Genomic DNA, 13,148 nt, shown 5'->3' on the forward strand with positions numbered 1-13,148 from the left:
GTTTATAATGGTTAGTTTTTCTATATAATCAGCATTTGCCAGTTATGTAGTTTATTTGTCTTCTTAACCTCTAAGCAGCAGTATGCGCACTGTTACGGTCAGGTTTTGTCGTAAATAATTCGTTATAAAAGGCCTGGTATTCGTCAAAATTGTATTCAGGGCATCCGCCCTTCTTGGTAGCAATAAATGCACCCATGGCAATCGCTTTTTTAAGTATTTGCAATGGTTGGTCCCGGCGATTATGGGCAGCAATAAAGGCAGCCAAAAAGGAATCGCCACTGCCAATCGTATCCTTTACTTTAACCTCATTTCCCCAAACATTATAGGTTTTATCTAGATTATAGTATGAGGCACCGAACTCACCTTTGGTTACAATAACCTCGGGGATTTTAAACCGGTCTTGTATGAACCGTACCTGATCAGCTTCCCCTTTTAAAGAACCACCGAACATGATTTGTACAATACCCAGCTCTGCTTCATTAAACTTGACAATGTCTGCCTTTGATAATAAATGACCTAATTGAGCCTGGTTGATAAAGGGCGCACGAAGATTGATATCGAACACTTTAATCGCTTCATTATCCAAAAGATTATAAAGGGTATTCCTTGAGGTTTCATTTCTGGACGCTAAACTTCCGAAAATAAAGTAAGTTGATGGTTTTATGTGCTTTAGGAGTTGTTGACCCTGATCAATAAAATCCCAGGCCACCGGAAACACGATTTCATAACTTACTTCATTGCCATTGTTCATTTTGGCGAGAACCTGGCTGGTTTCATATTGCTCATCAACTTGTAGAAGTCCTGTATTTATTCCCCAGTTTTCCATCAATCCAAGGAGTTTCCGGCCATTTTCATCGTTCCCGATCCGGGTGATCAGGCTTGAGCCCATGCCTAGCTTATTGAGGTGATAAGCAACATTTAATGGTGCTCCTCCAGGCTGTGGCCCGTCTGGCAGTACGTCCCACAGAATTTCTCCATAACATGTGGCTGGAGTAGAACTATAGTTTGGGTTATTTATCATATTATTCATGTATCATTTAATGCATCAAAACAACATTCTCTCCGATCTGCTCAAGTGATCTTCCTTTAGTTTCCGGCATCATTTTCCATACAAAAATTAGTTGTAAGACCATCATCCCAGAGAAAAAGAAAAATATATTTGCACCTCCAAATGATTCTGCCAGATAGGGAAAGCAGAATGCAATCAGTGCTGCCATTACCCAATGGGTAGAACTGCCAAGTGTTTGTCCCTTTGCCCTAACCTGATTTGGGAAGATCTCGGAAATGAATACCCAGATCACCGCGCCCTGAGAAAAAGCAAAGAAAGCAATGAAGAGCATTACATAAATCGGGATTTCGAAACCGCTGGATGAACCACCCAGAAAAGCAAATGCAACAAGTCCAAGGGATACGATAAGGCCTACAGAACCAATAAGCATCAAGGTTTTCCGACCCACTTTATCAATGATGTTGATAGCCAATAGTGTAAATATAAAATTAACCATTCCGATACCGACCGTGGATAAAAGCGAAGAATGCGCACCAAGTCCTGCCATCTCAAAAATTCTTGGCGCATAATAAATGATGGCGTTTATTCCGGATACCTGGTTGAAAAATGCAAACAGCACGGCCAGGATAACAGGTGTCTTGTACTTGCCTGAAAAAAGTCCGTCGGTAGATTTATCTCGTTGCATATCCTCACCTGACTTTTTGATATTGGCAAGCTCTTCATTACAGTTTAGCGGATTGATGATGCGCAGGATTTCCAGTGCTTTATCGTAAGCGCCACGTTTGAGAATAAGCCATCTTGGGCTTTCAGGAATAAAGTAGATTAGTACCAGGAATATCATTGAAGGAAATGCCTGAACGCCAAGCATCCATCTCCAGGATGCCTCGCCTCCCTGGCTTAGCAAATAGTTTGATAGATAGGATATCAATATTCCCAGTACAACATTGAACTGGAAAAGCCCTACAAGCCGGCCCCTTCTGTGTGCCGGAGATACTTCGGAAATATAAATAGGTGCGGTTACAGACGATATACCCACGCCTAGGCCACCTAAAAAGCGGAATACTAAAAAGATATACCAGTTATCTGCCAGGGCGGTACCCAATGAAGAGAGTAAATATGCAGCAGCCACGAAATAAAGTGTGTTTTTTCTTCCGAAATAATCAGATGGACGGGATCCTACAAGAGAGCCGATTACCGTACCGATAAGTGCAATGGAGATGGTAAGGCCATGCGAGAAAGCAGAGAGATTCCAAAACTGCTGTATCGATTTTTCAGCACCTGAAATTACTGCCGTATCAAAGCCAAACAAAAAGCCGCCTAGGGCCACAACCATGGACCACGCCAGGACAGAATGTTTTTTCATAAAAAGTTTATTATTGGTTAACGATCGCAAATTAGGTTAAATGGTTTCGTGGTACTATTAAAAATCTTTCAAAAACGTTAAAAAATTAAATCAACTTAAAGTGTTGTATATGAGTATGTTGTTTTTTATCGGCTTCGTTTGTTAAGTTCAACTTTAAATATTGTAACATCGGATGTTAAATTTGGTTACATGATGCTGTGCTACGATTTATTCCTCATTTCCAATATTGAAAAGTAATCTATAGCTTTATTAAATGAATAATCAAATATTCCGGAAAATAGCTGCTGTTCAGGAATTCAAAGTTTGGCTTTTGGGTCTGATCACTACGCTGTTTTTCTTTAGTTCCTGTTCGGAAAAGAAGGAAGAAAAAAAGTTCACTATCGGTTTTTCGCAATGTGTTGGTTCTGATTTGTGGAGGAAAACGATGCTGGAAGAAATGAAAATGGAACTTTCCCTTCGGTCAGGAACCAACTTCATTTATATGGATGCTAACAATAGCAGCAAGAAACAGATTGAACAGGTAGAAGAATTAGTCGATAATCATATTGATCTTTTAATCATATCACCAAATGAAGCATCTCCGTTAACAGATATTGTTGAAAAAGTATATAATAAAGGAATTCCTGTAATTGTTCTTGACCGGAAAACTTCCTCCTCCCAATACACTGCTTATGTAGGCGCCGAAAACCATCAGGTAGGCAAAATGGCTGGCCAATACATCACTAAGCTACTCAAGGGAAATGGCAAAGTAGTGGAGATATTGGGGCTACCGGGATCTTCTCCGGCCATGGAGCGTGATAAAGGATTTTCTGAAGAGTTAAGTAAATCACCGGGCGTAAAATTGGTCGCTCAGGTTTATGGTAACTGGGTTGCCCGCAGTACTCTTCTGGAGCTTGAAAAGAATAAAGAAAAGATCCTGCAATCTGATGCTATTTTTGCACACAATGATGTTATGGCCGCGAGTGCAAAAGATTTTCTTCGCCATCACAAAGCTTCAGAACACATTAAGGTAATAGGAGTAGATGCACTTCCTGGTTCGGGTGGTGGACTCCAGTTAATCAGTGAAGGAAAAATATCCGCCAGCGTATTATATCCCACAGGAGGCAAAGAAGCCATTAGCATTGCTTTCAAAGTTTTAAATAAAGAAGCTTTTTCAAAAGAAAATATCCTGCAGAGCTTAGTGATCGACAGTTCTTCAGTTCAGCTGATGAAACTTCAGTGGGCAAAGGTATCCAGCCAGCAAAGAGATATTGAACGCCAGCAAACAATGTTATCCGATCAGCTTCGGATCTACGATAATCAAAAGCTGGTGCTCAATTTTATTGTGATCACACTGGTATTGGCCGTGATATTTGGGGGACTGGCATTTTTCTCCTTATTGGAGAACCGGAAAATTAACAAAAGCCTTGAGCAGAAAAATGTCCAGATTCTGGATCAACGAAATAAGTTAATCGATGCTTCGGCCAAAATAGAGGCTGCAACTGAGGCCAAGCTTAATTTTTTTACCAATATATCCCATGAGTTCAGAACCCCGCTAACGTTGATCTTATCGCCATTGGAAGATCTCCTTAAAAGCGATAAAATCCAAAGCGGTGAAAAGCGGGAACTAACAATGATTCAAAAGAATGCGTATCGGTTATTGAAGCTGATTAACGAACTTATTGATTACAGAAAGATAGAACACCAGAAATTTCATGTGCAACCAACCAGGAACAGCGTTCAGTCTTTCCTGAATGAAATCATAGAAAGCTTCAGATACGGCGCCCTGAAAAAAGATATTGCTTTGAAATTTTCCTTTCCACAGCTTGATATCGTAGCCAATTTTGATGTAAATATTCTTGAAAAAGTCATCCTGAATTTGTTGAGTAACGCATTGAAGTTTACCCCGGCGCATGGAAGAATACATGTGGACTTAACCACTGATGATAATAATTTCATCATTTCAGTTGCTGACAATGGCAGCGGGATGAATCAAGAGGAACTGCAGCAGGTTTGGGACCAATTTTATCAATCCAATACCAGCGAATCAAGGGGGTCTGGCCTTGGCCTTTCCCTTACCCGTGAACTGGTACATTTGCACGGTGGTACTATTGAGGTGCAGAGCAGAAAATGGCAAGGAAGTACATTCACGGTTACCATACCATACGGAGAATCCACAGATTCAAAGCTTTCCCCTGTAAGCGCAGATGACAGAAGTGTTTCATTAACCGAACAAGTAAAAGTTTATATCACAGAAGAGTTGCCGGCTGAGGATAGACAGTTCGATCCGATTGGTGAGTATATCAAAGAATATTCCGTCCTGATCATTGAGGATAACCTCGACCTGTTAAATTATCTTCATGAAAAATTTTCAGTCAATTATGAAGTATTCACCGCCACAACCGGTAACCAGGGGCTTCATGAAGCTTTCGAAAAAATTCCTGATATCATTGTTTCAGATGTGATTATCCCCGGTATGTCGGGCAAAGAAATTGCAAATAGAATTAAAACCGATCTTCGAACTTCCCATATTCCGCTTATCCTGCTCACCGCGCAGGCTAGTCCTGAACAGCAGATCGAGGGCATAAACAGTATGGCCGATCTTTATATGACCAAACCTTTTCATTTTGACTTCCTCCAGGCAAATGTACGAAACCTGCTTGCCAACCGTATGTTACTAAAGGAACATTACATCAGCGATATCAGCTCTGGCGTGGAGAAAAAATCTACACTAAGCGCACTTGATAAAAAGTTCCTCAATGATTTTGCAGGCATTGTAGAGCACCACCTGGGTAATGAAACACTAAATGTGGAGGACATTGCCAAAATGATCGGTATTTCCCGTATTCAGCTATACAGAAAGGTTAAAGCATTACTCGATTGCAGTATTACGGACTACATTTTAACCCGCAGGCTAAAAAAGGCCAGTTACCTGCTCATGAATGAAGATTATTCCATTTCCGAAATTGCCTTCAAAATAGGCATTGCCTCACCAACCTACTTTTCAACCTTATTTAAGGGGAAATATGGAATGAGCCCCAGCGAGTTTAAGAAAAAACAGAATAATTGATGATGAACAGTTCGAGTGTTATAGATTCCGTACCTTTTCAAATCATTGGCGAAGAATAATAATGATATACTTTTCTCTTTGTCAAGGTACTTAAACATGCAAAAAACATTTAGGAAAAATGATTTTTTGAAATATCTTCAATAAATTTGATGGGTTTTTTCGATGGATCTTAATCCACAATTATTATGATAAAATCAGCGCATCTACCTGACCTCTTCACATTACAATCCATTTTTGAAGGCATTCAGGATGCCATATATTGTCATGACCTTGAATTCAGGATCACCAATTGGAGTCCGGCTGCAGAACGTATGTTTGGTTATACCGCACAAGAGATACTGGGCCAATCTGTTTTGATGCTGATTCCAGATGACAAGTATTCAGAGAAGGAATGGCTGATGAAGGAGGTTTTAAGCGATAAGCGTATCAGCCAATACAGAACAATGCGTGTTAGCCGTTCGGGGACACAAATACCTGTCACCTTATCCCTTTCGCCGATTAAAGATGATCAGGGGCAAATTATTGGCATGTCTCAAATTGCCCATGACGCTTCCTTCGAACGCCAGGCAGAGGAAAAACAATCCATGCTTGCTGCTATTATAGAAAGTTCTGAAGACGCCATTATCAGTAAAACGCTTGATGGAATCATAACGACCTGGAATAAAGGAGCAGAGTATATTTTTGGTTATACCGAAGACGAGGCCGTTGGCCAGCCGATCACAATACTTCTCCCTGCTGATCGTTTGATCGAAGAAGAAACTATCATTGCAAGCCTGCGACGTGGCGAAAAGGTAGACCATATACAGACCATCAGAAAAACAAAAGATGGGCACTTGTTAAATATTTCACTCGCCGTATCTCCTATTAAAAATCACGATGGAGTTGTTATTGGGGCATCTAAGGTCGCCCGTAATATTACTTCCCAAAAGGAGTCTGAAAAATTAATTGCCAAGCACATGGAACGCCTGGAATTGTTGAATGTAGTGGGCAGGAGCATTAACGAATCGCTAGACCTTCAGCAAATATTACAGCAGGTAACCGATTCTACTACAAAGCTAACCGGTGCAGCATTTGGTGCGTTTTTTTATCATCAAGTTAACCAGGAAGGGGAATCTCACTGGTTATACACCATGTCGGGTGTTCCAAGAGAGGCCTTCGTTAATTTACCGACGCCAGATGATACTGCCTTATTTCATTCTACTTTCAGAGAAGGAGTAGTTCGCTCAGACGACATCACCCAGGATGCCCGATACGGTAAAAATTCGCCGTTTTTTGGAAAACTTTCCGAACCTCTACCTGTGATCAGTTATCTGACGGTTCCGGTTAAAAACAAATCAGGTGAGGTGATAGGCGGGCTGTTTTTTGGTCATCAGGAAAAGGCAATTTTCAAAAAAGAGCATGAGGAACTTGTCCTTACTGTGGCTTCCCAGGCGGCCATTGCTATAGAAAATTCGATGCTTTTTAAAGAGGTACAGGAACTCAGTGCGAAAAAGGACGAATTCATTGCAATGGCTTCACATGAACTAAAAACACCGATGACTTCTCTTTTTGGTTTTTTGCAGTTGGCCAATCGCAACACGGGAGAAGGTATAGCGAAAAATCTCCTTGAACGGGCGATCAAACAACTGGAAAAAATGATCGTTCTGGTTAGTGACCTTTTTGATGTCTCCAAAATCCAGTCAGGAAAACTACAACTGAATATGGAATACCTTAACCTGGCCATGCTTATTCAGGAAATGAAAGAATCTTTTTTGCAAGCCCATCCGGCGCATATTTTAAATATTGAAATGCCGGAAGAAAGCTTTGTTAATGCTGACCGTATGCGCCTTGAACAGGTACTCACTAATTTATTGAACAATGCAGTTAAATATGGACCTCAGGAAAAAACAATTGAATTGAAGGTTCAACATTTGGATAACGTGGTACTTACTTCGGTTAAAGATTTTGGCCCTGGTATTAGCGAAGAAAACCAGCGTCATATATTCAGCCAGTTTTACCAGGCCAAAGAAAATAAAGACGGTTCATCAGGATTAGGCCTGGGGCTTTTTATATCGAAAGATATTGTTGAACGCCATGGTGGCCTGATTTGGGTGGAAAGCAAACCCGGTAAAGGTGCAACCTTTAATTTCTCTTTACCATTAGCGCAAACAATTTGGGCTTAAATAAATGGGGGGCTTAGCGCCTGTTTAAAATTAAATAAAATTTATTCCATATGTCATTCTGAGGGATAATTTATTATATAAAAATCAATATAAGTGACGTAGAATTGTTTTCTCTTGTCCTAAGGCTCAGTCTTGCCTCGGCTCGCCGCCGCCGAAGGGCTCTTTCTTTTTGGCATCAAAAAGAAACAAAAACTGCCGGCTGAAAATTTTTCTTTCGAAGCTAGTATGTTGGCTTAGGCAGTGCAGCCCGAAAAATTTGTTAGGCCGGATTTAAGTAGAACGGGGATACCGTGCTATGGCCTAGCTGGATGGAAATGCAAAAATAATTAAAATGCTGTTAATAATAATTTATAAAATAACGTCATTGATAGCGTAATCGAGGGCCATTTCAACTCCAAAAAAAGCTCGTCATTGCGAGGAGGAACGACGAAGCAATCTATCATGCTAGTAATCCTTGCTGTAAAGATTGCTTCGTCGGCTGAAAAAGCCCTCTCGCATCCGATAGCTATAGGATGACGATCCCTCGGAGAGATTTATTTCCATTATAAAAATTTAAACAGCATAAAGATAGCGCAATAATAACCAGTGTAAGTGTAACTAATCACTCGTATTTTTTGTTTTTATTCATTGTAAATCAGTTTTTTATTCGAATTCTGGGTCGAAGCTAATGAAGCCTTAATCACTTAAGATGTAATTATTATAAAGTGAAACCTACAATATAGACCTGTTTTTTATAGACACTGGGAGACATGCCTGTAAGTTTTTTAAAGGATTTTGAAAAGTAGGAGAGATTATCAAATCCGGTTTGTGTCGCGATATCCGAATAGGCAAGCCTGCTGGTGGCTAATAAATACTGCGCCCGTTCAATCCTTTTTTCAAGAATATAGGTAACTGGCCGCTGGCCGGTAAAAGTTTTGAATAAACGAGAGAAATAATCAGGGTGCTGATTTACACGTGAAGCCAGACTGGTTACGGATAGTTCCTGCTGCAAATTTACAAGGATATAACCTACTGTTTCAGCTATTTTGACTGGCGCATGTCGTTCCTCATGTTTTCGATGTAACTGTGGTTGGAGTAAACGTCCCATCAACTGAAGTAGTATGCCCTGCGTTTCAAGGTAACTAGCTAAGCCTTGCATATTGTTCAATTCCTGGTATTCTTTATAGAAAATATTTTTCTCGTAAATTTTTGGGTCATCAGACCGGTTAATGCCACGACCAGGATTTATTTCGAGCAGCCGCTTAAAAAGATCAATGTCCATCTGTGTTGCCTTAATTTTTGAAACATTACGGCTTCGTGCAAATAGGGAAGTGCCGTTTGCAGATTCTTCAAAAAACTGTACAAAATATTGGCTCAAATATCCGTTACAATGCAGATTACAAAGTGTGAAACTGGGTATTATATATAGATATCCGGGTTCGAGTTTTAAAGATCCCGACGTGTCAGATACCTCACCATTTCCATCATCTATATAATAAATCCGGAAATACGGACTGATTACGTTCAGGTAATTCCATTTTTCAGTTAATTTCACATAATCTACATTGAGCAGCGAAAAGGTATTTTGCAGGACTCTTTTGATCATTTTCTAAATGTCGGATTTTTACAATAAAAAGTCTAATTTATTCAAAAATAGGTCGGATAAGATGTTTATTTTTGATCATAGTACCAAGTATAAACCGTTCGGGAGACAGGGAGTCTTGCAATTATCATCATCTGATTATTGCTGCCGGATATTTAGCATTCCGATCTTCACTATATTGAAACCGGAATAGTAGCTTTTAAATGATCACACAATGAAAAAAAAAATATTCTTAAGCATCATTACAATTTCCATGTTGTTAAATGCACAAGCTCAGCAAAAGACCACTACTACTGAGCAAGGTAAATTCAGCCCTACCGATGAATCCTTACAAGAGTATAAATATCCTGACTGGTTCCGTGATGCTAAATTTGGTATCTGGTCGCATTGGGGTCCTCAGGCAGTTCCTCGTCAGGGCGATTGGTATGCCAAAAACATGTATTTACAAGGGAATAATCAGAATAAATATCATGTAGAGCATTATGGAACACCATCCAAATTTGGTTACAAAGACATTATTCCACTTTGGAAGGCAGAAAAATGGAATCCTGAACAATTAATGGCGCTTTATAAAAAAGCGGGTGCCAAATATTTTGTAAGCATGGGTTCGCACCATGATATGTTCTTTTTGTGGAATTCGAAGATACATAAATGGAATTCGGTAAATATGGGGCCGCATAAAGATGTAGTTGGGCTTTGGCAGAAAGCAGCAAAAAAAGAAGGGCTCCGTTTTGGGGTTTCTGAGCATCTTGCTGCAAGTTTCAACTGGTTCCAGCCCAGCCATGGGTCGGATACAACCGGCCAGTTTGCCGGTGTTCCGTATGATGGCCGTGATCCTAAATATTCAGACTTGTATCATTTACCTGCCGACTCGAGCGACATCAAAGAATGGTTGACCAATAATCCTGCATGGCATAAAAAATGGTTAGAATATGTAACTGAACTTATTGATCTCTATCACCCTGATCTGCTTTATTCTGATAGCAAAGTTCCTTTTGAAGAATATGGACGTAAAATGGTTGCACATTATTACAATCAGGATATGGCTAAAAATAAAGGTAAACTGGAAGCCGTTTACACGCCTAAAGAAGCTTCAGGGGGTAAGTGGGCCCAGGATGTAGAACGTGGTGTGCTGGATTCGATCAGCCCTTTTCCGTGGCAGACCGATACCTCAATTGGCGATTGGTATTACAGAACAGGACAACGCTACAAGAGTGCAAATGGAATTGCCCAGCTTTTAATTGATGTGGTGAGTAAAAATGGAAATTTACTGATTAATGTTGTACAAACACCGGAAGGAGATTTAGAGCCTGATGTAATTAAAATAGTAACGGAAATAGGCGAATGGACCAAGACTTATGGCGAAGGAATTTATGCTACAAGGCCTTGGAAAGTCTACGGTGAAGGACCATCTACAATTAAATCGAACCAGAAAAAAGGCGTTTTCGGCGGATTGACAGACACCGGTGAATACGAGGCTACAGATATCCGTTATACAACAAAGGGACGCGATCTTTTTGCATTCTGTTTAGCTGTTCCCAAAACAGATATAAAAATGGAATTGTTGGGAAAAAATTCTAAATATCTGGATAAACCGATCAGTTCGGTTACCCTTTTAGGTAGTAAAGAAAAACTGGACTGGACACAAACAGATGGTTCACTGGTGATCAAAAAGCCGAAAAATTACCCAACCTGGGCGGTAACAGGATATAAAATAGAATTTAAGAAATAACACTATCCTATTAAATCCGCTTTGGTGGAAACCGAACGCTGCATACTGTTGAGCTTGGAAGTAGTTTAATTAGCATGTCAATAATCAACCTAATGAAAATTTTATAATTACAAATGAAAAGATACTGTTTGGCACTTGATCTGGTTGATGATGAAAAACTTATCGCAGAATATGAAGCGTACCATGTTAATGGATGGCCTGAAATTAAACGCAGCATAACTGACTCCGGAATACTGGATATGGAAATTTACCGCATTTCTAACCGCTTGTTTATGGTGATGGAAACGCAAGACGATTTCAGTTTCGAAAAAAAGGCACTTATGGATGCTTCCAACCCACGGGTTGAGGAATGGGAAATGTTGATGTGGAAATATCAGCAGGCACTGCCTTTTGCAAAACCTGGAGAGAAATGGGTGTTGATGAAAAATATATTCCAGCTAAAAGGCTAACGATAATCAAAACGAACCGAGGGGCCTAAGTTGCCCCCGGTTATCTTTGGAACCAGTAGTTTAAGATCTCTATCAGGCGGTAGATTACGGTGCTAAACCTTTAAGGCATTCGTAAATGCCAAATCATCCAATAAACTTTAATTTGGAGTAGGAAGAGGGGTTTAAGCATTAATTTCAAGCCTGTAGCCTTTAGATCGTATCACAACAATGTTGATCGCAGGATCGGCCTCCAGTTTTTTTCTAAGTTTTGATATAAACATATCCAGGCTACGCCCTACAATAACACCTTCATCTTCCCATATTTCTTTTTGCAACCGGCTTCTCTCTATAAGTTCATTAGGAGACCGAGCGAAGATAAGCAGTAACCTGGTTTCAGTTACGGTTAATTCTATCATCTTTTCGTTTATGGTGAGTTTACGATTTCTTGCATCAAACAAAACTGAACCCAATGTAATCAAGTCTGGATGCTGATCATTACTGGGTAAAACTCTTCGAGGTTTAACAGATCTGAAAAAAATAAAACCAACAAACGCTAAAAATGGCAGGCTGCCCAAAAGATATCCATTCTTTGCGGTATTTATGCCTGTCGGTTTCAGTTTAATGTCGATCATGTAACGTGCTTTTGGCTGTTTTCTTCCTATGCAAGCTATAATTTCATCTTTTTTATTTTTGGATATCGCGTACGCATAGGCTACGCTGGAGTCGCTAAAGTTTAAAACTTTAACAACATAATCATCCGCCAGCGGGTCATTGGCCAACAACCGTTTAGTGGTATTCACCAGAGAAATGGGGTCGAAAGTAAACTCCTTCTCAAATCTGATCAGGTACTCATTCTCAGTAACTTTTTTTATCGGAAGCACTCTCGATGTGCTGTCGCCTGACTGTAAAAGTAGTTCATGTCCGATCCGGCGGAGCAAAACTTCTCTTCTGGCGAAATCAAAGTCCTCGCTGCCGGTCATACTGAAAGCTGCACAGGTGACAGCGATAAACAAAACCAGCATGAATCCAAATAGATATTTACCTTTCGAGTAGAAGTGATTTCGGCTATCAAGCATAGTGTCAGCTTTTTATTTACAAAGTTTACATTTTTATTTACAATTCAAATGTCTTAAGCCGGAAAATGTCAAAGTAATTTTGCTGCATCAACTTTGATAGCACATAAAAAAAATAAAAGAATGTCTATCTGATTTGACTTATTAAAAGAATCTATATGTTATTTAGTAAACCCCAAAAATCATGAAAAAATTAATTTACGCACTGATGTTACCACTGGTTGTGGTGAGCGGACTAGTATTTGCTAATTGTGAAATCAAGACTGACACGGCTAAAAAGCCTTCATCAAAGCCACTTTCTGTTGCGGAAAGGAAAGCCGAAAGGAAAAGATGGGAGGCTACAGCCGACGGCATAAATTACAAAAAATGGGAGTCTTCTCCAGCAGGTAAAAAAGTGCTTACCGGTACCGCTAAAATAAGGAAGCATATAAATGCTTTCACCAATATGGAGGCAGTTGTAACTTCTCTTTCTCTTCCGCCAGGATCAAGATTAGGTTTCGGTGTTATGGCCAGGATTAATGGTGACGATTATATTGTAAAATTTGAGCCGGAAAAGTCTCAACTTGAGCAATTGCATAGCCTGAAAGTTAACGACAAAATAATGTTAAGGAGCCATAGCGTATCGCATGCGCCTAAGTATTCATATCCAATAATATCTTGCGAATATGTAGAACGTAATGGTAAAGTGATTTTTAAAAGTGTTCCCCGAAAAGGAGGTTGCTGAGTAAAATATATACATTGTTGTTAATG

General features: G+C 39.8%; 9 protein-coding genes. 5 read left to right on the plus strand and 4 right to left on the minus strand.

What is annotated here, in order from left to right:
• Positions 1–70 precede the first annotated feature (70 nt).
• Together ACUN24_RS12450 and ACUN24_RS12455 are read right to left on the minus strand one after the other, a co-directional pair.
• Positions 71–1,021: a carbohydrate kinase family protein gene (locus tag ACUN24_RS12450; RefSeq protein ID WP_445562769.1), complete on the minus strand. Its 951-nt coding sequence runs from the start codon at positions 1,019–1,021 to the stop codon at positions 71–73.
• A 16-nt stretch (positions 1,022–1,037) separates the two neighbouring features.
• On the minus strand, positions 1,038–2,372 hold the full coding sequence (locus ACUN24_RS12455; RefSeq protein ID WP_445562770.1) for a sugar porter family MFS transporter: 1,335 nt from the start codon (positions 2,370–2,372) through the stop codon (positions 1,038–1,040).
• Between the two features lie 253 nt (positions 2,373–2,625).
• On the opposite strand from ACUN24_RS12455, the gene ACUN24_RS12460 reads away from it, so the two are divergent.
• Both ACUN24_RS12460 and ACUN24_RS12465 read left to right on the plus strand, forming a co-directional pair.
• On the plus strand, positions 2,626–5,421 hold the full coding sequence (locus tag ACUN24_RS12460) for a substrate-binding domain-containing protein (protein WP_445562771.1): 2,796 nt from the start codon (positions 2,626–2,628) through the stop codon (positions 5,419–5,421).
• 185 nt (positions 5,422–5,606) lie between these two features.
• Positions 5,607–7,583 (plus strand): PAS domain S-box protein, encoded by a 1,977-nt coding sequence (locus tag ACUN24_RS12465; protein WP_445562772.1) that lies wholly within the window; start codon positions 5,607–5,609, stop codon positions 7,581–7,583.
• A 697-nt stretch (positions 7,584–8,280) separates the two neighbouring features.
• Here the strand turns inward: ACUN24_RS12465 and ACUN24_RS12470 are convergent.
• Positions 8,281–9,168 (minus strand): helix-turn-helix domain-containing protein, encoded by an 888-nt coding sequence (locus tag ACUN24_RS12470; RefSeq protein ID WP_445562773.1) that lies wholly within the window; start codon positions 9,166–9,168, stop codon positions 8,281–8,283.
• Between the two features lie 211 nt (positions 9,169–9,379).
• On the opposite strand from ACUN24_RS12470, the gene ACUN24_RS12475 reads away from it, so the two are divergent.
• Both ACUN24_RS12475 and ACUN24_RS12480 read left to right on the plus strand, forming a co-directional pair.
• Entirely contained in the window at positions 9,380–10,897 is a 1,518-nt protein-coding gene (locus ACUN24_RS12475; RefSeq protein WP_445562774.1) for an alpha-L-fucosidase, read from the plus strand.
• 113 nt (positions 10,898–11,010) lie between these two features.
• Complete coding sequence (locus ACUN24_RS12480) at positions 11,011–11,346, plus strand: L-rhamnose mutarotase (protein WP_132394810.1); 336 nt, start codon at positions 11,011–11,013, stop codon at positions 11,344–11,346.
• Positions 11,347–11,507: 161 nt separating this feature from the next.
• Here ACUN24_RS12480 and ACUN24_RS12485 read toward each other — a convergent pair whose 3' ends face one another.
• Complete coding sequence (locus tag ACUN24_RS12485) at positions 11,508–12,401, minus strand: winged helix-turn-helix domain-containing protein (protein ID WP_445562775.1); 894 nt, start codon at positions 12,399–12,401, stop codon at positions 11,508–11,510.
• Positions 12,402–12,582: 181 nt separating this feature from the next.
• On the opposite strand from ACUN24_RS12485, the gene ACUN24_RS12490 reads away from it, so the two are divergent.
• The gene (locus ACUN24_RS12490) at positions 12,583–13,122 is read left to right on the plus strand and encodes a hypothetical protein (protein ID WP_445562776.1); all 540 of its coding nucleotides are present in this window, start codon (positions 12,583–12,585) and stop codon (positions 13,120–13,122) included.
• Positions 13,123–13,148 lie beyond the last annotated feature (26 nt).

It is taken from the genome of Pedobacter sp. WC2501 (assembly GCF_052682415.1).

Bases quoted from the DNA above. Each gene is read 5' to 3' on its own strand.
- ACUN24_RS12450 (WP_445562769.1), bottom strand. From the start codon at position 1,021: ATGATAAATAACCCAAACTATAGTTCTACTCCAGCCACATGTTATGGA.
- ACUN24_RS12455 (WP_445562770.1), bottom strand. From the start codon at position 2,372: ATGAAAAAACATTCTGTCCTGGCGTGGTCCATGGTTGTGGCCCTAGGC.
- ACUN24_RS12460 (WP_445562771.1), top strand. From the start codon at position 2,626: ATGAATAATCAAATATTCCGGAAAATAGCTGCTGTTCAGGAATTCAAA.
- ACUN24_RS12465 (WP_445562772.1), top strand. From the start codon at position 5,607: ATGATAAAATCAGCGCATCTACCTGACCTCTTCACATTACAATCCATT.
- ACUN24_RS12470 (WP_445562773.1), bottom strand. From the start codon at position 9,168: ATGATCAAAAGAGTCCTGCAAAATACCTTTTCGCTGCTCAATGTAGAT.
- ACUN24_RS12475 (WP_445562774.1), top strand. From the start codon at position 9,380: ATGAAAAAAAAAATATTCTTAAGCATCATTACAATTTCCATGTTGTTA.
- ACUN24_RS12480 (WP_132394810.1), top strand. From the start codon at position 11,011: ATGAAAAGATACTGTTTGGCACTTGATCTGGTTGATGATGAAAAACTT.
- ACUN24_RS12485 (WP_445562775.1), bottom strand. From the start codon at position 12,401: ATGCTTGATAGCCGAAATCACTTCTACTCGAAAGGTAAATATCTATTT.
- ACUN24_RS12490 (WP_445562776.1), top strand. From the start codon at position 12,583: ATGAAAAAATTAATTTACGCACTGATGTTACCACTGGTTGTGGTGAGC.